At 65.7% G+C, this 17,246-nt stretch carries 16 protein-coding genes; 13 read left to right on the top strand and 3 right to left on the bottom strand.

Features of this window, described 5'->3' with window-relative positions; translation table 11 throughout:
* Positions 1–11 precede the first annotated feature (11 nt).
* Together UNPA324_RS19115 and UNPA324_RS19110 are read right to left on the bottom strand one after the other, a co-directional pair.
* On the bottom strand, positions 12–812 hold the full coding sequence (locus UNPA324_RS19115; RefSeq protein ID WP_128922932.1) for an SDR family oxidoreductase: 801 nt from the start codon (positions 810–812) through the stop codon (positions 12–14).
* A gap of 286 nt (positions 813–1,098) precedes the next feature.
* A complete protein-coding gene (locus tag UNPA324_RS19110; protein ID WP_128922933.1) occupies positions 1,099–2,157 on the bottom strand; it encodes a polysaccharide deacetylase family protein in 1,059 nt (352 codons plus the stop codon).
* A 165-nt stretch (positions 2,158–2,322) separates the two neighbouring features.
* Between UNPA324_RS19110 and UNPA324_RS19105 the strand changes: the two genes are divergently transcribed.
* The 10 genes from UNPA324_RS19105 to phoB all read left to right on the top strand — a co-directional run bounded on the left by UNPA324_RS19105 (position 2,323) and on the right by phoB (position 12,302).
* Positions 2,323–3,717, top strand: a complete 1,395-nt coding sequence (locus UNPA324_RS19105; RefSeq protein ID WP_128922934.1) for an OmpA family protein — start codon at positions 2,323–2,325, stop codon at positions 3,715–3,717.
* A 2-nt stretch (positions 3,718–3,719) separates the two neighbouring features.
* The gene (locus tag UNPA324_RS19100) at positions 3,720–4,016 is read left to right on the top strand and encodes a hypothetical protein (protein ID WP_164936687.1); all 297 of its coding nucleotides are present in this window, start codon (positions 3,720–3,722) and stop codon (positions 4,014–4,016) included.
* Between the two features lie 487 nt (positions 4,017–4,503).
* Positions 4,504–5,562, top strand: coding sequence for a putative bifunctional lysylphosphatidylglycerol flippase/synthetase (locus UNPA324_RS19095; RefSeq protein WP_128922936.1), 1,059 nt, complete (start codon positions 4,504–4,506; stop codon positions 5,560–5,562).
* A 28-nt stretch (positions 5,563–5,590) separates the two neighbouring features.
* Positions 5,591–6,889, top strand: a complete 1,299-nt coding sequence (locus tag UNPA324_RS19090; RefSeq protein ID WP_128922937.1) for an ATP-binding protein — start codon at positions 5,591–5,593, stop codon at positions 6,887–6,889.
* 144 nt (positions 6,890–7,033) lie between these two features.
* Positions 7,034–8,047 carry a phosphate ABC transporter substrate-binding protein PstS gene (gene pstS, locus UNPA324_RS19085; RefSeq protein ID WP_128922938.1) on the top strand — a complete coding sequence of 338 codons (1,014 nt, stop codon included), beginning with the start codon at positions 7,034–7,036 and terminating at the stop codon, positions 8,045–8,047.
* A gap of 142 nt (positions 8,048–8,189) precedes the next feature.
* Positions 8,190–9,179: a phosphate ABC transporter permease subunit PstC gene (gene pstC, locus UNPA324_RS19080; protein WP_164936704.1), complete on the top strand. Its 990-nt coding sequence runs from the start codon at positions 8,190–8,192 to the stop codon at positions 9,177–9,179.
* Positions 9,180–9,183: 4 nt separating this feature from the next.
* Complete coding sequence (gene pstA, locus UNPA324_RS19075; RefSeq protein ID WP_141935393.1) at positions 9,184–10,029, top strand: phosphate ABC transporter permease PstA; 846 nt, start codon at positions 9,184–9,186, stop codon at positions 10,027–10,029.
* Positions 10,026–10,844, top strand: coding sequence for a phosphate ABC transporter ATP-binding protein PstB (pstB, locus tag UNPA324_RS19070; RefSeq protein WP_141935391.1), 819 nt, complete (start codon positions 10,026–10,028; stop codon positions 10,842–10,844). Before pstA ends, pstB begins: the two co-directional genes overlap by 4 nt.
* Before the next feature lie 11 nt (positions 10,845–10,855).
* The gene (phoU, locus tag UNPA324_RS19065; protein ID WP_128922942.1) at positions 10,856–11,572 is read left to right on the top strand and encodes a phosphate signaling complex protein PhoU; all 717 of its coding nucleotides are present in this window, start codon (positions 10,856–10,858) and stop codon (positions 11,570–11,572) included.
* A 22-nt stretch (positions 11,573–11,594) separates the two neighbouring features.
* The gene (phoB, locus tag UNPA324_RS19060) at positions 11,595–12,302 is read left to right on the top strand and encodes a phosphate regulon transcriptional regulator PhoB (RefSeq protein ID WP_008143479.1); all 708 of its coding nucleotides are present in this window, start codon (positions 11,595–11,597) and stop codon (positions 12,300–12,302) included.
* A gap of 289 nt (positions 12,303–12,591) precedes the next feature.
* Here the strand turns inward: phoB and UNPA324_RS19055 are convergent, their stop codons facing one another.
* Positions 12,592–13,104: a GcrA family cell cycle regulator gene (locus UNPA324_RS19055; RefSeq protein WP_128922943.1), complete on the bottom strand. Its 513-nt coding sequence runs from the start codon at positions 13,102–13,104 to the stop codon at positions 12,592–12,594.
* A 460-nt stretch (positions 13,105–13,564) separates the two neighbouring features.
* On the opposite strand from UNPA324_RS19055, the gene UNPA324_RS19050 reads away from it, so the two are divergent.
* From UNPA324_RS19050 to UNPA324_RS19040, 3 genes are all read left to right on the top strand, one after another.
* Positions 13,565–14,773 carry an aspartate aminotransferase family protein gene (locus tag UNPA324_RS19050; protein ID WP_164936688.1) on the top strand — a complete coding sequence of 403 codons (1,209 nt, stop codon included), beginning with the start codon at positions 13,565–13,567 and terminating at the stop codon, positions 14,771–14,773.
* The gene (gene argF / locus UNPA324_RS19045) at positions 14,773–15,708 is read left to right on the top strand and encodes an ornithine carbamoyltransferase (protein ID WP_128922945.1); all 936 of its coding nucleotides are present in this window, start codon (positions 14,773–14,775) and stop codon (positions 15,706–15,708) included. Before UNPA324_RS19050 ends, argF begins: the two co-directional genes overlap by 1 nt.
* Before the next feature lie 324 nt (positions 15,709–16,032).
* A complete protein-coding gene (locus UNPA324_RS19040; protein ID WP_128922946.1) occupies positions 16,033–17,052 on the top strand; it encodes an Hsp33 family molecular chaperone in 1,020 nt (339 codons plus the stop codon).
* Positions 17,053–17,246: the final 194 nt, after the last annotated feature.

Here is a 17,246-nt window from a genome sequence, read left to right as displayed (position 1 = left end):
GAAGCGGGAAACTACCCCGCGATCTCCAACCCGGCATTCGCGTACACCACGCCGCCGTCGACCGCGATGGTATTGCCGACCACGTAGTCGCCCGCACGCGAGGCGAGATAGATCGCGACCCCCGCCATGTCCTCGTCGGTGCCGATCCGGCGCGACGGAATGCGCTTTGCGACCTCGTCTGAGTGGTCGCGCGCGGCCCGGTTCATGTCGGACTTGAAGGCGCCGGGCGCGATCGCGGTGACGTTGATGTTGTCCTTGATCAGCTTGGTCGCCAGGCGCCGCGTCAGGTGGATCACCGCGGCCTTGCTGGCGGCGTAGGAATAGGTCTCGCCCGGATTGACGAAGATGCCGTCGACCGAGGCGATGTTGATCACCTTCGCCGGACGGTCCGCGCGCGCCGCCGCGCGCAGCGGTTTCGCCAGAGCCTTGGTCAGGAAGAACAGTGACTTGACGTTGAGGTCCATCACCTTGTCCCAGCCGCTTTCGGGGAATTCGTCGAACTCCGCGCCCCAGGCCGCGCCGGCATTGTTGACGAGGATGTCGAGCTTCGGCTCCAGCTTGATGATCTCGGAGGCCAACCTGTCGCAGCCTTCGATGGTGGAGATGTCGATCGGCAGCGCGATGCATTCGCCGTCATATCGCGCGGTGAGCTCCTTGGCGGTCGCCTCGCAAGGTCCGGCCTTGCGCGCGGTGATGTAGACCTTTGCGGCGCCGGCGCTGAGAAATCCCGCCGCGATCATCTTGCCGATGCCGCGCGAGCCGCCGGTCACCAGCGCGACACGGCCTTTGAGCGAGAACAGATCGTTGAACATGATGCCTCCCTTGGTTGGCGCTGTTTTGGGCGGGCCGGGGAGGGGAGTCAAGGAAGGGGCCTGGGTGAGATCGGAGTGAGACACGACAGCGGCTCAACCAACTCGGTGTCGTCCCGGACAAGCGTAAGCGCAGATCCGGGACCCATAGCCACAGGGAGGGGGTTTGGCGAAGATTGGTCGTTCGGGATTGGCAGCGCATACCGATCGAGAGATCACGCGGCATGGGTCCCGGATCTGCGCACGCTGAGGGCGCGCTTGTCCGGGACGACAGCGGAGGTTGGAGGGGCTACGCCGCCGCGATCCGGCGGAAGCCGTTCCACATCGCGGTTGCGGCGCCCGAGGTCAATACCGGCAGGATTCGCGCGTCCTGGTAGTTGCCGTTGAGCGAGACCCGCGGCAGCCCCGTCATCTGGCCGGCATTTTCGGCAAACAGCATGCCGGGCCGCGTCGTCACCGCGGTCTTGAAGCCGGCCGTTGCAGCAAGGCCGAATTCGCGCATCCCGGCGGCGTCGCGGTCGCCATAGGGATAGGCGAGATGCAGCACGGGGCACTGCAGCGCCTGCTCGATCCGCGCGCGGCTCACGGCCAGCTCCTGCGCGGCGATGTCTTCGGCCAGCTTGGCGAGGTTGCAATGGCTGACGCTATGGGCGCCGATCATGACCAGCGGGTCGGCGGCAAAGGCCTTCAGCTCGGTCCAGGACAGGCAGAGGCTACGGCACAGCGCGGCCATGTCGACGTCGTACGTCGTGCAGAGCGCCTCGATCTCTCGCGCCAGATCATGCTCCCCCGGTAGCGCACGTAGCCAGTCGTGCAGGCGGTCGAACGCGGCCTGCTTGGCCGCAGGCGTCGTTGCATCGAGCCGCAGCGCGGAATGGCCGATCTTGACGTCGATCTGCTCGGCCTTGGCGATCACGGCTTCCAGCGCCGTCCACCATAGCCGTCCCGTCCCTTCCGCAAAATCGCTCGCGACATAGACCGTCAGCGGGGCGTCGAACTCGCGCAGCACCGGCAGCGCGTGGTCCAGATTGTCGCGATAGCCGTCGTCGAAGGTGAAAGCGGCGAAGCGGCGGTCGAAGCGGCCCTGCACCAGCCGCTCATGCAGCTCGTCCATGGTGACGATGTCGATGTCGCGCGAGCGCAAATGGCACAGCGTCGCGCGCAGGAATTCGGGGGTGACCTCGAGATGCCGGTTCGGCTGGAACGCGGCGTCGCGGGCCGGCCGGACGTGGTGCAGCATGAAAATGGCACCGACGCCCGACAAAAGCGGGCGCAGCAGGTGGTGCGCCCCGCTGAAATAGAGTGCTCCCAGCCCGGCGCGGATGACGTTGTTACGCAGTTGTTTCATGACCCGCTGGCGGACTCTGGCATTCCGTCTTCAACTTACGGAAGAACCCTTGAAGAAAAAGTTATTCCGATTGTCCGACCCCGTGCCTTCGGAAGGGCACCATTTCCGGTTTGACAGCCTGCCAAGGGTTTGTTTTGTCTCCGGTTCCAGAGTTCGGGTCGTCGAATGCAGAAGCTTTTCAGGTGGGCCAGCAAATGGTGGCCGGGGCTGATTCCCCTGGCCGTCATGTGGGGATTTGCGGCCTGGAATAACACCTTACCGGTCGAGGCCGACCTGTCGGCCCGCAGCTCGGCGGCGCTGAAAGGGACCGTCCTGGACAAGACCCGGATCGCGGTCGACGGCCGCGACGTCAGCCTGGTCGCGGACGCCTTCTCCGAGGAGGGGCGCCGCGACGCCGTGACGGCGGTCGAGACCGTCCCCGGCGTGCGCCTGGTCGACGACCGCACCCGCCTCGTTCCCGAGGCCCAGCCGTTCGTCTGGAACGCCGAGCGCGACGTGGTGCGGGTGACGCTGTCGGGCTCCGCGCCGCTGCCGTCGATCAAGGGCCGGCTGACCGAGGCGGCCCGCAAGGAGGTCGGCGGCGCCGAGGTGGCCGACCAGATGGGGCTGGCGCGCGGCGCGCCGCCGCGGTTCGAGGCCGCCGCCATGCTGCTGCTCGATCAGATCGGCAGGCTGAAGGACGGCAAGATCACGATCACGGATACCAAGGTCAATCTGTCTGGCATGGCGCGCGAGCTCGGCGGCCGGGAGGCGATCGCAGCTGCGCTGAAGAACCTGCCGGAGGGCTTTTCGATCGCCGCCAACGACGTCAAGGCGCCGCCCTATATCTTCCAGGCCTACAAGGATCCGGTCGCGGCGACGGTGACGCTGACCGGCTACGTGCCCGACAACAATGTGCACACGGCGATCGCCACCAGCGCCGCGCGAAAATTCTTCACCGAGAAGGTCGTCGACAATCTCAAGGCCAGCATCGGCGCCCCCGGCTCCTTCAACACGGCCGTGGTCGCAGCGCTCGGCGCGCTGTCGCGACTGTCGACCGGCACGCTCGTCGTGTCCGATCGCGAGGTGAAGCTGTCGGGCGATGCGCTCTACGAAGGGGCCGCCAACGACATCCGTGCAGGCCTCGGCAAGGACTTCCCGAAGAACTGGCAGTACAAGCCGGAGATCACCGTGAAGCCTGCGGCAGGGCCGGTCGACGGCACGGTGTGCCAGCAATTGTTCACGGACCTCCTGGGCAAGGGCAAGATCCGCTTCACGCCCAAGCGTGCCGACATCGATCCGGATTCCGCCGCCATCCTCGATCATCTGATCGAGACGGCGCTACGTTGCCCGACCGTGAATATCGAGGTTGCCGGGCACACCGATGCCGACGGCGAGGACGGCTTCAACCGGGCTCTCTCGGAGAAGCGCGCGCAGGCGGTGATCGACTATCTGGTCAAGGCCGGCCTGCCCGCCAATCGCTTCACCGCGGTCGGCCATGGCAGCACGCAGCCCGTCGCCGGCAACGATACCGACGACGGCAAGGCGCAGAACCGCCGCATCGAATTTCTGGTGAGGTGACGATGCCCTATCTCGTCTCGTTCCATCTGGGTTGGCTGATCGGCTCGGTGCTGCTGGGCTTCTGCATGGGCTGGATCTCGGTGGTCCAGCGCGGCAACGGCACCTCGAAGGTGACCGCGCGCTGGCTCGCCGCGCTTGCTGCCGCCCTGGTCGCTGCCTCGTTTGCCCATGTGGTCCCCGGCCGCTTCGGCTACTGGCTCGACCTCGGCCTGATCATGTTCGCCTGCTACCTCGTCGGCTGCACCATCGGCGCCTGGCTGCGTGATCGGGTGGTCTCGCGCAGCCAGCCTGCGGCCTGAGCCTCCGGCCCGCGAGGATCGCACCGGCGCCTGTCGGCGCCGCGATCCGGCCGCTCCCTGGCCTGCCTTTCGCTGCCGCGACCTTCCGGCGCATCGGAAAACCGGTGAACGGTGCCTGGTCGCCGCCCTCTTTCAACAGGCGAACCTGCCACATAGATTGACGTCAGCCTAAGGCGTGACGGAACATTGTGCGGCCGAAATCATCAAAACTTCATGGCGTCTGCGCAGGATTGCCAAGGAGATTCGCGTCAAGCCTTGCCGCCGAAGGCGCCAAACCGTGCATCAGGAGCCCGCAACCCTGCCTAAAATATTGAAGGCACGTGTTTTTGTTCGAATTGGCGAATTCCACTCCGCCCGAAAACGCGCTAGTGGAGGGGCAGGGGGCATGCGCGATGCCGGAGCCGGCGGCGAGGGTTCGTTGAGCGCCTGTGCGTCGTCCGCCCGTCCGCCGGCCACTCTGGCCGCTGAAGCGTTATTCGAGGTCTAGATGCTGGAAGCCATACGCAGAGCGATGACGTTTCTGCGCCAGAAGCAAATCCTGCATAAGCTTGGAGTTGTGATCAGCGTCGCGGTCATCGGCATCGCTTGCTATGTGCTGTACCACATGCTGCGCGGCATCGACTTCAACGAGGTCCTCGAAGCGATCAAGAGCACCGAGCCGAGGCAGATCGCGATGGCGGCGCTGTTCGTCGCCGCGGGCTATTTCACCCTGACCTTCTACGACCTGTTTGCCGTGCGCGCGATCGGCCACGCCGAGGTGCCCTATCGCATCAACGCGCTCGCCGCCTTCACCAGCTATTCGATCGGCCACAATGTCGGCGCATCCGTCTTCACCGGCGGCGCGGTGCGCTACCGCATCTATTCGGCCTATGGGCTGAACGCGATCGACGTCGCCAAGATCTGCTTCCTCGCCGGCCTGACCTTCTGGCTCGGCAATGCCGCCGTGCTCGGCCTCGGCATCTCCTATCATCCCGAGGCCGCCGCCGCGATCGATCAGCTTCCGCCATGGCTGAACCGGGCGCTGGCGCTGATGATCGTCACGGGCCTGGTCGGCTACGTGGTCTGGGTCTGGACCCAGCCGCGCGTGGTCGGCCGCGGGCCCTGGACCGTGGTGTTGCCGGGCGGCCCGCTGACGCTGCTCCAGATCGCGATCGGCATCATCGATCTCGGCTTCTGCGCGCTCGCGATGTACGTGCTGGTCCCGGACGAGCCCAATCTCGGCTTCGTGGTGGTCGCGGTGATCTTCGTCTCGGCGACGCTGCTCGGGTTCGCCAGCCATTCGCCCGGCGGGCTCGGTGTGTTCGACGCCGCGATGCTGGTCGGCCTCTGGCAGATGGACCGCGAGGAGCTTCTCGGCGGCATGCTGCTGTTCCGCGTCCTCTATTATCTGTCCCCCTTCGTCATCTCTGTAATCTTGCTGACGTTTCGCGAAGTTATTATCGGCGCACGATCGAAGCGCCTGCAGCAGGCGGCGCTCAAGCTCGACCCCGGCCCGGCGCGCGAAGCCGCCTATGTGAGAGAGCGTAGCGACGGCGCCAAATCTTAGGACAAGCCCTCCAGGAGAAGTCCGCCCGATGGCGATCGACGCCCCATCTTCTCCCTCCGCCCAGCCCTGGTCCGACCGGCTGCGGCACTCGACGATCATCCTGATCGCCGCGGCGCTGGCGCTGTCCGTCATCGTCTCGCTCGGCGAATTGTCGGCGCTGCACGCCGCGATCGTGTTCCTCTGCATCGCCGCCGCTGCGCTGATCCCGTGGCGCCTGCATGATACCGCAGCGTCCCGTGACGACGTCAGGCGCATCAACCCGGTCGAGAGCGCGGCGGTGGCCGCGGTCGTCGCCGGCATGCCGGATCCGGCAGTGCTGCTCGACCGCGCCGGCCGCGTCATCCATCTCAACGCCGCCGCCGCCCAGCTCGCGCCGGCGCTGCGCAGGAACGAACTCGCCCAGTTCGCGCTGCGCTCGCCGGAGATCATCACGGCGCTGCGCGAGGCGATCGCGACCACCGAGCCGCGGCGCGCGACCTATCTCGACCATGTCCCGGTCGATCGCTGGATGGAGCTCATGATCACGCCGGTGCCGGTGCCGACCAGCTTCGGCGGCGCCGACAAATGCATGCTGATGACCTTCCACGACCAGACGCCGCTGCGCCGGGTCGAGGAGATGCGGGCCGACTTCGTCGCCAACGCCAGCCACGAGCTGCGCACGCCGCTCGCCGCGCTGTCGGGCTTCATCGACACGCTGCAGGGGCAGGCCAAGGACGATCCCAAGGCCCGCGAGCGCTTCCTCGGCATCATGCACAACCAGGCCACCCGCATGGCGCGCCTGATCGACGACCTCTTGTCCCTGTCGCGGGTCGAGCTGTCGGCCCATGTCCGGCCCGACACCCTGGTCGATCTGCTGCCGATCATCCGCCAGGTTGCGGACGGGCTCGAGCCGCTGGCGCGCGAGCGCCAGGTCGAGGTCGAGATCCATTTGCCTGATAGCCCGGTGATGATCGCGGGCGACCGCGAGGAGCTGCTCCGCCTGTTCGAGAATTTGATCGAGAACGCGCTCAAATACGGCGCCTCCGGCGGACGCGTCATCGTGTCGCTGACCTCGGGCGCGGCCGCTGACGGAACTCAGGAAATCCGGATCATGGTCCGCGATTTCGGCCCCGGCATCGCGCCCGAGCACCTGCCGCGGCTGACCGAGCGGTTCTACCGCGTGGACGTCGGCGACAGCCGCTCGCAAGGTGGAACTGGACTCGGATTATCGCTGGTGAAACATATTCTTAACCGCCATCGCGGCAGGCTTTTGATCGAAAGCGTGCCAAAACAGGGGGCGACTTTCACCGCCTGTTTTCCCCAGATCAGGACTTCGGCTCCAGCCTGAAATTCAAGCGATTTCAAGTGCTTGCTGGTGTCATCCGACTGTCACGAAACCTTCGTAAAAGCACAGCTGACCGCTCCTAAAGGGGCGGCGCGGGGAGCGCGATCGGGCGCGGATGGCGCTTCGCTCCCCCCAATGGAGACCAGCATGAATTTCCTCAAGACGATGGTCGCTGCCGGCTTGGTCGCCGCATCGACGACGGCGGCCTTTGCGGCCGACATCACCGGCGCCGGCGCGACGTTCCCGTTCCCGATCTATTCAAAGTGGGCTGACGCTTACAAGAAAGAGACCGGCAATGGTCTGAATTACCAGTCGATCGGCTCGGGCGGCGGCATCAAGCAGATCCAGGCCAAGACCGTGACCTTCGGCGCGACCGATATGCCGCTCAAGGCCGAGCAGCTCGAGAAGGACGGACTTGCGCAATGGCCGATGGTGATGGGCGCCATCGTTGCCGTGGTCAACCTCGAGGGCGTCAAGCCGGGCGAGATGGTGTTCGACGGCGAGACGCTGGCCAACGTCTATCTCGGCAAGATCACCAAGTGGGACGATCCGGCCATCAAGAAGCTCAATCCGAACGTGAAGCTGCCGTCGGAGGCGATCACCGTGGTCCGCCGTTCGGACGGTTCGGGCACCACCTTCAACTTCACCAACTATCTCTCCAAGGCCAGCGCGGACTGGAAGAGCAAGGTCGGTGAGGGCACCGCGGTCGAGTGGCCGGTCGGCGTCGGCGCCAAGGGCAACGAAGGCGTGTCGGGTAACATCGGCCAGACCAAGAACTCGATCGGCTACGTCGAGTACGCCTATGCCAAGCAGAACAAGCTGACCTATACCGCTCTCGTCAACAAGGCCGGCAAGACCGTGCAGCCGACCGTCGAAGCGTTCCAGGCGGCCGCCTCCAACGCCGACTGGGCCAAGGCGCCCGGCTACTACGTCATCCTCACCGACCAGCCCGGCGACAAGTCCTGGCCGATCACCGCGGCGACCTTCATCCTGATGCACAAGTCCGCCACCGACAAGGCGGCCTCGCAGGAAGCCATCAAGTTCTTCCGCTGGGCCTTCAAGAACGGCGGCAAGGCGGCCGAGGAGCTCGACTACATCCCGATGCCGGACAGCGTCGTCCAGCAGATCGAGAAGACCTGGGCTGCCGAGATCAAGAGCTAAGGCACGCCTCTCCCGGACGCGCGGCGCCGCTGCGCTGGGCCGGGACCTGAAGAAACCAGGCCCCGGATCGGCGCTGCGTCATCCGGGGCACGGCACTAAAAACAAGCGTATAAAACGGGTACAGGGGATCGGCGTGGCAGAAATGGCCGTTCAGAGCGATGTAATCGACGACGCCGGACCGTATGACCGCGCCAAGGCCTTGAGCGCGTTCAAGCTCGGCGACGTCACCTTCTACTGGATCACGCGGCTGTCCGCGATCTCGGTGCTGCTGATCCTCGGCGGCATCATCATCTCGCTGATCGTCGGCGCGTTCCCGGCGATGCAGGAATACGGCCTCTCCTTCCTGTGGACGCAGCGCTGGGCGCCGTCCGCCGATCCGCCCGTGCTCGGCGCGCTCGGGCCGATGTACGGCACGCTCGTCACCTCCTTCATCGCGATGCTGATCGCCATTCCCGTCGGCCTCGGCATTGCCATCTTCCTCACCGAGCTCTGCCCGCAATGGCTGCGCCGCCCGATCGGCATGGCGATCGAGCTGCTCGCCGGCATTCCCTCGATCATCTACGGCATGTGGGGCTTCTTCGTGCTGGGCCCGTTCCTGGCCAACACCTTCCAGCCCTTTATGATCAGGATCTTCGACGGCGTCCCCGTGCTGGGCGCGATCTTCGCAGGTCCTCCGTCCTATCTCAGCCTGTTCAACGCCGCGCTGATCCTCGCCATCATGGTGCTGCCCTTCATCACCTCGATCTCGGTCGACGTGTTCAAGACGGTGCCGCCGGTCTTGAAGGAAGCCGCCTACGGCGTCGGCTGCACCACCTGGGAAGTCGTCCGCAGCGTAGTGATCCCCTACACCCGCGTCGGCATCATCGGCGGCGTCATGCTGGCGCTGGGCCGCGCGCTCGGCGAGACCATGGCGGTGACCTTCATCATCGGCAACTCGTTCCGGATCTCCTCGTCGATCTTCGCCCCGGGCACCACGATCTCCGCGGCGATCGCATCCGAATTCGCCGAGAGCGACGGCCTGCACCAGTCCGGCCTGATCCTGCTCGGCTTGCTGCTGTTCGTGCTGACGTTCTTCGTGCTCGCCGCTGCGCGGCTGATGCTGATGCGTCTGGAAAAGAAGGCGGGAAACTAGCGCCATGAACCCGATCTACGCACGCCGCCGCCGCAAGGACATCGTGGTCCGCGGGCTCTGCATTGCCGCCGCCGCCTTCGGCGTCACCTGGCTCGCGCTGATCCTGATCACGCTGCTCTACAACGGCGTTGCGGGGCTCAATCTCGAGCTCTTTACCGCGGACACGCCGCCGCCGGGCTCGACGGAGGGCGGCCTGCGCAACGCCATCGTCGGCTCGATCATCATGACCGTGCTCGGCGTCGGCATCGGCGCGCCGCTCGGCCTGTTCGCCGGCACCTATCTCGCCGAGTACGGCCCCAACGACAAGCTGACCTCGGTGATTCGCTTCATCAACGACATCCTGCTCTCGGCGCCCTCGATCATCATCGGCCTGTTCATCTACGGCGCGGTGGTGGTGCCGATGCGCGGCTTCTCGGCGATCGCGGGCGCGCTGGCGCTCGCCGTCATCGTCATCCCGGTGGTGCTGCGCACCACCGAGGACATGCTGCTGCTGGTGCCGAACGCGCTGCGCGAGGCGGCAAGCGCGCTCGGCCTGCCGCGCTCGCTGGTGATCAAGCGCATCGCCTACCGCGCCGCGCGCTCCGGCCTCATCACCGGCGTGCTGCTCGCCACTGCCCGCGTCGCCGGCGAGACCGCGCCGCTGCTGTTCACCGCGCTGTCGAACCAGTTCTTCAGCCTCGGCCTGAACAAGACGATGGCCAACCTGCCTGTCACCATCAACAACTTCGTCCAGAGCCCCTACGCCTATTGGAAGCAGCTCGCCTGGAGCGGCGCGCTGCTGATCACGCTCACCGTGCTCGCCCTGAACATTGGCGCCCGCATCCTCGGCGCCGAGAGGACTGCAAAATGACCGATCTGTCCGTATCCGTGAGTTCCAGCGCTCATCTCGCGTCGCATCCGCTGCCGGAAGCGCCCGCCAAGGTGACGGTGCGCAACCTCAACTTCTATTACGGCGAGCACCACGCGCTGAAGAACATCAACCTGACGCTCGGCACCAACCGCGTCACGGCGTTCATCGGCCCGTCCGGCTGCGGCAAGTCGACCCTGCTGCGCATCTTCAACCGGATGTACGACCTCTATCCGGGCCAGCGCGTCACCGGCCAGCTCATGCTCGACCAGACCAACATCCTCGACCCCAAGCTCGACCTCAACCTGCTGCGCGCCCGGGTCGGCATGGTGTTCCAGAAGCCGACGCCGTTCCCGATGACGATCTACGAGAACATCGCTTTCGGGATCCGGCTCTACGAGAAGATCTCGAAGTCCGAGATGGACGACCGCGTCGAGAAGGCGTTGCGCGGCGGCGCGCTGTGGAACGAGGTCAAGGACAAGCTCAACGCCTCCGGTCTGTCGCTCTCCGGCGGCCAGCAGCAGCGCCTGTGCATCGCCCGCACCGTCGCGGTGCGGCCCGAGGTGATCCTGTTCGACGAGCCCTGCTCGGCGCTCGATCCGATCTCGACCGCCAAGGTCGAGGAGCTGATTCAGGAGCTGGCCGAGAACTACACGATCGCGATCGTCACCCACAACATGCAGCAGGCGGCGCGCGTCTCCGACAAGACCGCCTTCATGTATCTCGGCGAGCTGATCGAGTTCGACGACACCAGCAAGATCTTCACGTCGCCGACCGATCGGCGTACGCAGGACTACATCACCGGCCGGTTCGGCTGAGGAGACGCAATATGGGTACTGAACATACCGCGAAGGCTTTCGACACCGACCTTCAGGAGCTCACCCGCCTGGTCGCCGAGATGGGCGGGATCGCCGAGCGCATGATCGTCGATTCCGTCGATGCGCTGATCCGCCGCGACGTTCCGCTCGGCCAGCGCGTCGTCACCACCGATGCCGATCTCGACGCGCTGCAGAAGCGCATCGAGGAGCGCGCGGTGCTCACCATCGCTCGCCGCCAGCCGATGGCGGTGGACTTACGCGAGATCGTCGGCGCCATGCGGGTTGCGACCGACCTCGAGCGCATCGGCGATCTCGCCAAGAACATGGGCAAGCGCGTCGCCGCACTGGAAACCGACTTCCATCCGCTCAAGCTGTTCCGCGGCCTGGAGCACATGACCGACCTGGTGCAGCAGCAGGTCAAGTCGGTGCTGGATGCCTATGCCGCGCACGATCTGCCGGCGGCGATGGCGGTGTGGAAGGGCGACGAGGAAGTGGACGCGATCTGCACCTCGCTGTTCCGCGAGCTCCTCACCTACATGATGGAGGATCCGCGCAACATCTCGTTCTGCATTCATCTGATGTTCTGCGCCAAGAACATCGAGCGGATCGGCGACCACGCCACCAACATCGCCGAGACCGTGTTCTACATGATCGAGGGCCAGGCGATCACCGACAAGCGGCCGAAGGGCGACATGACGACGTTCGCCACGACGATCCCGAATACCTGAAGACTTAAGGAGCGACGACACCATGGGCGCACGCATTATGGTGGTTGAGGACGAAGAAGCTCTCACCGAGCTGCTGCGTTACAACCTCGAAGGCGACGGCTATGACGTCGAGACGGTGATGCGCGGCGACGACGCCGACACCCGCCTCAAGGAGCACATTCCCGATCTGATCGTGCTCGACTGGATGCTGCCGGGCCTGTCCGGCATCGAGCTGTGCCGGCGCCTGCGCACCCGTCCCGAGACCAAGCAGCTGCCGATCATCATGCTCACCGCACGCGGCGAGGAGAGCGAGCGGGTGCGGGGACTTGCGACCGGCGCCGACGACTACATCGTCAAGCCGTTCTCGGTACCAGAGCTGCTCGCGCGGGTGAAGGGCCTCTTGCGGCGCGCCAGCCCTGAGCGGCTCGCGACGGTGCTGGCCTATGGCGACATCGAGCTCGACCGCGACAAGCGCCGCGTGGCGCGCTCGGGCCGCCCGATCGATCTCGGCCCGACCGAATATCGCCTGCTGGAGTTCTTCCTGGAGCATCCCGGCCGCGTGTTCTCGCGCGAGCAGCTGCTCGACAGCGTCTGGGGCCGCGACATCTACATCGACGAGCGCACCGTCGACGTCCATATCGGCCGCCTGCGCAAGCTGCTCAATCTCGGCCGCGAGCAGGATCCGATCCGCACCGTCCGCGGCGCCGGCTACGCGCTCGACGATCGCTTCGCGAAGGCCGAGCAGACGTAAGGTTTGCGAGCCGTGGTTGGCAGCTGCGGCCACAACATCGGTGTCGTCCCGGACAAGCGTCTGCGCAGATCCGGGACCTCAGCGCGAGCGCTTGCGCTCGTCGCGATTAACCACAGGCAGCAATTGTTTTGCGAAAAGGTAACTCCGAGTCCCCGTAACCACATCTTGCGGTGGCTATGGGTCCCGGATCTGCGCGCGCTTGTGGCGCGCTTGTCCGGGACGACATCGGGTGTGTCGAGGCGCCGTCGTGTGACGGCTACCGTTCTTGCAATCAGCTAGATCCGCGAACTCACCGCGTGCCCGGCTTCGGTGCTGCGCGCCGACGGTCCGCTGCCGGCTGATACGCCACGCGCGAGTGCTGGGCGCAGTAGGGCAGGCCGGACAATGCCTTGCCGCCGCAGAAGAAGAAATCCGGGCTCGAGGGATCGCCGACCGGCCAGTGGCAGGTCGCCTCGTTCAATTCGAGCAGCGACAGCCGCTGGCTCATCGGCACCACGTTGTCGTAGGTGAGCGGCTCGGCCTCGACCTCGACCTCGAAGGCCTGCGCCAGCGCGGTGTTACCGCGCGCAATGGGGCGGGTCACCCGCATCATGTGCTGCGCCGGGCGTGCCTTGCGCGGCCGGGGCGCGGCCGACGAAGGGCTCTTGGCGCGGCCGGACAGACCGAGCCTGTGCACTTTGCCGATCACGGCATTGCGGGTCACATTGCCGAGCTCTGCTGCGATCTGGCTGGCCGAAAGTCCGGCCTCCCAGAGCTTCTTCAGCTGCTCGACGCGATCGTCGGACCAGGTCAAAACCGTCATTGCACCCTTTCCCTCGCTGCGCGACTGCCATCCTGGCGGTCGGTGCGGCGAATGCCTAAGCCTCGAAAAACCCGTGCCGCCGGAATCCCTTAACGCTCGCCGGGCGCGCAACTGACGCCCGAACGTTTACGCCGGTACATGAGGACTCTTGGGATCAGAACCGCTGCACGAGATGTCGTATCTGACAAGCCAAACGCTACAATATGGCGTGACTCACGCGCAAGAGTCCGCCGACTCGCTTCCACATGTTCCGTGGTGAAAAACCCGCAAAATCGCCACCGCAAGACTACGGAATCAGCGTTTCCTGAGGCTTTCCGGGCGGCATTGACACCCGTTTCACCAGGCATAAGATAGTGCCGCGTGCCGCCCTTAAAAGGCGGCACGTTTCGTTTTCCGGGCCGGTCAATGGTGCGTTGCGCAATGCACGCGTCACACCGTCCGCAACATTCAAGTGAACGTCATGACTAACAGCGCAGCCCCGCATTTGCTCCCCGTTTTCGCCAGGGCCAACCTCGGTTTCGAACGCGGCGAAGGCTGCTGGCTGATCGCGACCAATGGCGATCGCTATCTCGATTTCACCTCGGGCGTCGCTGTGAATGCGCTCGGCCATTGCCACCCGCATCTGATCAAGGCCTTGCAGGAGCAGGCGACGAAGCTGTGGCACATGTCGAACCTGTTCCAGAGCCCGGACGGCGAGAAGCTCGCCGCGCGCCTGTGCAACGAGAGCTTTGCGGACTTCGTGTTCTTCTGCAATTCCGGCGCCGAAGCGCTGGAGGGTGTGATCAAGCTGGTGCGCCATCATCACTTCTCCAAGGGCCATCCGGAACGTTATCGCATCATCACCTTCGAAGGCGCCTTCCACGGCCGCACGCTGGCGACGTTGGCTGCAACGGGGTCTGCAAAATATCTCGAAGGTTTTGGTCCGCCGATGGATGGCTTCGACCAGGTGCCGCATGGCGACCTCGAAGCCGTCAAGAAGGCGATCGGCCCGGAGACCGCCGGCATCCTGATCGAGCCGATCCAGGGCGAGGGTGGCGTGCGTTCGGCACCGCCCGCCTTCCTCAAGGCGCTGCGCCAGCTCTGCGACGAGAAGGGCCTGCTGCTCGCCTTCGACGAGGTGCAGACCGGCATGGGCCGCGCCGGCGATCTGTTCGCCTACAGGCGCACCGGCGTCACGCCCGACGTGATGTCGCTGGCCAAGGCGCTCGGCGGCGGCTTCCCGATCGGCGCGGTGCTGGCGACCGCGGATGCTGCGGCCGGCATGGGGCCCGGTTCGCACGGCTCGACCTTCGGCGGCAACCCGCTGGCGATCTCCGCGGCGAACGCCGTGCTCGACGTCATGCTCAAGCCCGGCTTCTTCGACCACGTGCAGAAGATGTCGCTGCTGCTGAAGCAGAAGCTCGCCTCCGTGATCGACCGCCATCCCGACATCGTCAGCGAGGTGCGCGGCGAGGGCCTTCTGATCGGCATCAAGGCCGTGGTGCCCTCGGGCGATCTCGTGGCCGCCTTGCGTAACGAAAAGCTGCTCACCGTCGGGGCCGGCGACAACGTCGTGCGTTTCCTGCCGCCTTTGATCGTCACCGAAGCCGAGATCGAGGACAGCGTCGGGCGGCTGGAGCGGGCCTGCACCGCATTGTCGGTCAGCCAGACCAAGCGGGCGGCAAGCTGATGAGCAAGTCCCCCAACAAGTCGCCGAAGCACTTCCTCGACATCAACGAGCTGCCGCTGTCGGAGCTCAAGCGCATGCTTGCCGCATCCTCCGCCATGAAGGCGAAGCAGAAAGCGCATCAGCCGGTCAAGCCGCTCGAAGGCAAGACGCTGGCGATGATCTTCGAACGCCCGTCCACCCGGACGCGCGTGTCGTTCGATGTCGCCATGCGCCAGCTCGGCGGCGAGCCCATCATGCTCACCGGCGCCGAGATGCAGCTCGGCCGCGGCGAGACCATCGCCGACACCGCGCGCGTGCTGTCGCGCTATGTCGACGCCATCATGATCCGCATCCTCAATCACGAGGCGCTGCTGGAGCTCGCGGCCAACGCCACCGTGCCCGTCATCAACGGCCTGACGCGGCGCTCGCATCCCTGCCAGGTGATGGCCGACCTCATGACCTTTGAGGAGCATCGCGGCCCGATCGAGGGCAAGACGGTGGCCTGGACCGGCGACGACAACAACGTGCTGGCGTCCTGGGCCCATGCCGCCGAGCGCTTCAAGTTTCAGCTCAACGTCGCGACCCCTCCGGAGCTCGCGCCGAAAAAGGCGATGCGCGACTTTATCAAGGCGACCGGGGCGCCGATCGTGCTCGGCACCGATCCGGAAGCCGCCGTGCGCGGCGCCGATTGCGTCGTCACCGACACCTGGGTGTCGATGGGCGACAAGGAAGGCGAGCATCGCCACAACGTGCTCAAGCCCTATCAGGTCAACGGCAAGCTGATGTCGCTCGCCAAGCCCGATGCGCTGTTCATGCACTGCCTGCCAGCCCATCGCGGCGAGGAGGTCACCGACGAGGTGATCGACGGCCCGCAATCGGTCGTGTTCGACGAGGCCGAAAACCGCCTGCACGCGCAGAAGGGCATTCTGGCCTGGTGCTTCGACGCGGTGAAGTAGCCGCGCTGGAAGCCCGGCTGCCGCCTCGCATACAATTGTCGTCCCGGACAAGCGCGCCACAAGCGCGCGCCGATCCGGGACCCATACCGCGGAATCTCTCTTGTGGCAGGCGGCCGGAGGCAGGCAGTCTTCGCCAAATCGCAGCTTGTGGTTATGGGTCCCGGATCTGCGCTCCGCTCAAGACAACGCTACGCGTTATCGGGAGCTACGCTTGTCCGGGACGACATCGCGTTTGTGGTGGCTGCGTACAACTTCACCTGCATCCGGAACACGCCGCTCCCGCGCCCCCTTCCATTTCCACCCTCCGACCCCAGATAGAGCGCCATGGTTTCCCAATCCCCTGACATGAAAACCGGGTCCGAAGGTCCGGTTCGCGCGCCATCAGCAGTTCCGATCGATGACGCCGTGCTGCCCTACGAGGTCGACGCGCTCGACGTGCGTGGCCGGCTGGTGCGGCTTGGTCCGGCGCTCGACGACATCCTGACCAAGCACGATTACCCGGCACCGGTCGGCAAGCTGCTCGGCGAGGCCATCGTGCTGACGACGCTGCTCGGCAGCGCGCTGAAATTCGAGGGCCGCTTCATCCTGCAGGCCCAGACCGACGGTCCGGTGTCGTTCCTGGTGGTGGACTATCAGGCGCCGGATCGCCTGCGCGCCTATGCGCGCTTCGATGCCGCGCGCCTCGGCGACGCCCAAGAATCCCGCATGCACTCCGGCGCGCTGCTCGGCCGCGGTCATCTTGCCATGACCATCGACCAGGGCCCCGACATGAGCCGCTACCAGGGTCTGGTCGCGCTCGACGGCGGCAGCCTGGAAGACGCCGCCCACGAATATTTCCTGCGCTCCGAGCAGATCCCGACGCGCGTGCGCCTTGCGGTCGGCGAGGAGTGGCGCTCCAGCGACGGCGGCAAGCACCGCTGGCGCGCCGGCGGCATGCTGATGCAGTTTCTGCCGAAGGCGCCGGAGCGCGCGCGGCAGGCGGACTTGCATCCCGGTGATGCCCCTGATGGCGTCGAGGTGCATGCCGTCACTGAGGACGACGCCTGGGTCGAGGCGCGTTCGCTGATCGAGACCGTCGAGGACGTCGAGCTGATCGATCCCGAGCTCTCCGGCGAGCGGCTGCTGTTTCGCCTGTTCCACGAGCGCGGCGTGCGCGTGTTCAATCCGCTGGTTTTCAAGGCGCAGTGCTCCTGCTCGCGCGATGCAGTCGCCGCGATGCTGAAGAGCTTCTCGCCCGACGACCGCGCCGCCATGGTCAAGGACGACAAGGTCGTCGTGACCTGCGAGTTCTGCAGCTCGGTGTACCAGTTCACCCCGCACGAGGCGGGCGTGGAAGACGCGTAGCGAGCTCTCGGTAGGGTGGGCAAAGGCGCTCTTGCGCCGTGCCCACGAGCTCTCGACAACGGCGAAAGACGTGGGCACGCTTCGCTTTGCCCACCCTACGGCACCTTGCTGTGTCGCCCGCTGTCAACCTCTCCCCGCGAAAATATTCCACTTTACCGAAATTCGGTTTTAGCGTATGTGTCGACCATCCCGGC

This window comes from Bradyrhizobium sp. UNPA324, assembly GCF_006658635.1.
Lineage (GTDB): Bacteria > Pseudomonadota > Alphaproteobacteria > Rhizobiales > Xanthobacteraceae > Bradyrhizobium > Bradyrhizobium nanningense.
The sequence above is the reverse complement of the archived record's forward strand: the minus strand, read 5'-3'. Positions and strand labels throughout refer to the sequence as shown.

What these genes read in the sequence shown, in the direction of transcription:
- UNPA324_RS19115 (WP_128922932.1), bottom strand. Translation starts at nt 812, where the DNA reads ATGTTCAACGATCTGTTCTCGCTCAAAGGCCGTGTCGCGCTGGTGACC.
- UNPA324_RS19110 (WP_128922933.1), bottom strand. Translation starts at nt 2,157, where the DNA reads ATGAAACAACTGCGTAACAACGTCATCCGCGCCGGGCTGGGAGCACTC.
- UNPA324_RS19105 (WP_128922934.1), top strand. Translation starts at nt 2,323, where the DNA reads ATGCAGAAGCTTTTCAGGTGGGCCAGCAAATGGTGGCCGGGGCTGATT.
- UNPA324_RS19100 (WP_164936687.1), top strand. Translation starts at nt 3,720, where the DNA reads ATGCCCTATCTCGTCTCGTTCCATCTGGGTTGGCTGATCGGCTCGGTG.
- UNPA324_RS19095 (WP_128922936.1), top strand. Translation starts at nt 4,504, where the DNA reads ATGCTGGAAGCCATACGCAGAGCGATGACGTTTCTGCGCCAGAAGCAA.
- UNPA324_RS19090 (WP_128922937.1), top strand. Translation starts at nt 5,591, where the DNA reads ATGGCGATCGACGCCCCATCTTCTCCCTCCGCCCAGCCCTGGTCCGAC.
- pstS (WP_128922938.1), top strand. Translation starts at nt 7,034, where the DNA reads ATGAATTTCCTCAAGACGATGGTCGCTGCCGGCTTGGTCGCCGCATCG.
- pstC (WP_164936704.1), top strand. Translation starts at nt 8,190, where the DNA reads ATGGCCGTTCAGAGCGATGTAATCGACGACGCCGGACCGTATGACCGC.
- pstA (WP_141935393.1), top strand. Translation starts at nt 9,184, where the DNA reads ATGAACCCGATCTACGCACGCCGCCGCCGCAAGGACATCGTGGTCCGC.
- pstB (WP_141935391.1), top strand. Translation starts at nt 10,026, where the DNA reads ATGACCGATCTGTCCGTATCCGTGAGTTCCAGCGCTCATCTCGCGTCG.
- phoU (WP_128922942.1), top strand. Translation starts at nt 10,856, where the DNA reads ATGGGTACTGAACATACCGCGAAGGCTTTCGACACCGACCTTCAGGAG.
- phoB (WP_008143479.1), top strand. Translation starts at nt 11,595, where the DNA reads ATGGGCGCACGCATTATGGTGGTTGAGGACGAAGAAGCTCTCACCGAG.
- UNPA324_RS19055 (WP_128922943.1), bottom strand. Translation starts at nt 13,104, where the DNA reads ATGACGGTTTTGACCTGGTCCGACGATCGCGTCGAGCAGCTGAAGAAG.
- UNPA324_RS19050 (WP_164936688.1), top strand. Translation starts at nt 13,565, where the DNA reads ATGACTAACAGCGCAGCCCCGCATTTGCTCCCCGTTTTCGCCAGGGCC.
- argF (WP_128922945.1), top strand. Translation starts at nt 14,773, where the DNA reads ATGAGCAAGTCCCCCAACAAGTCGCCGAAGCACTTCCTCGACATCAAC.
- UNPA324_RS19040 (WP_128922946.1), top strand. Translation starts at nt 16,033, where the DNA reads ATGGTTTCCCAATCCCCTGACATGAAAACCGGGTCCGAAGGTCCGGTT.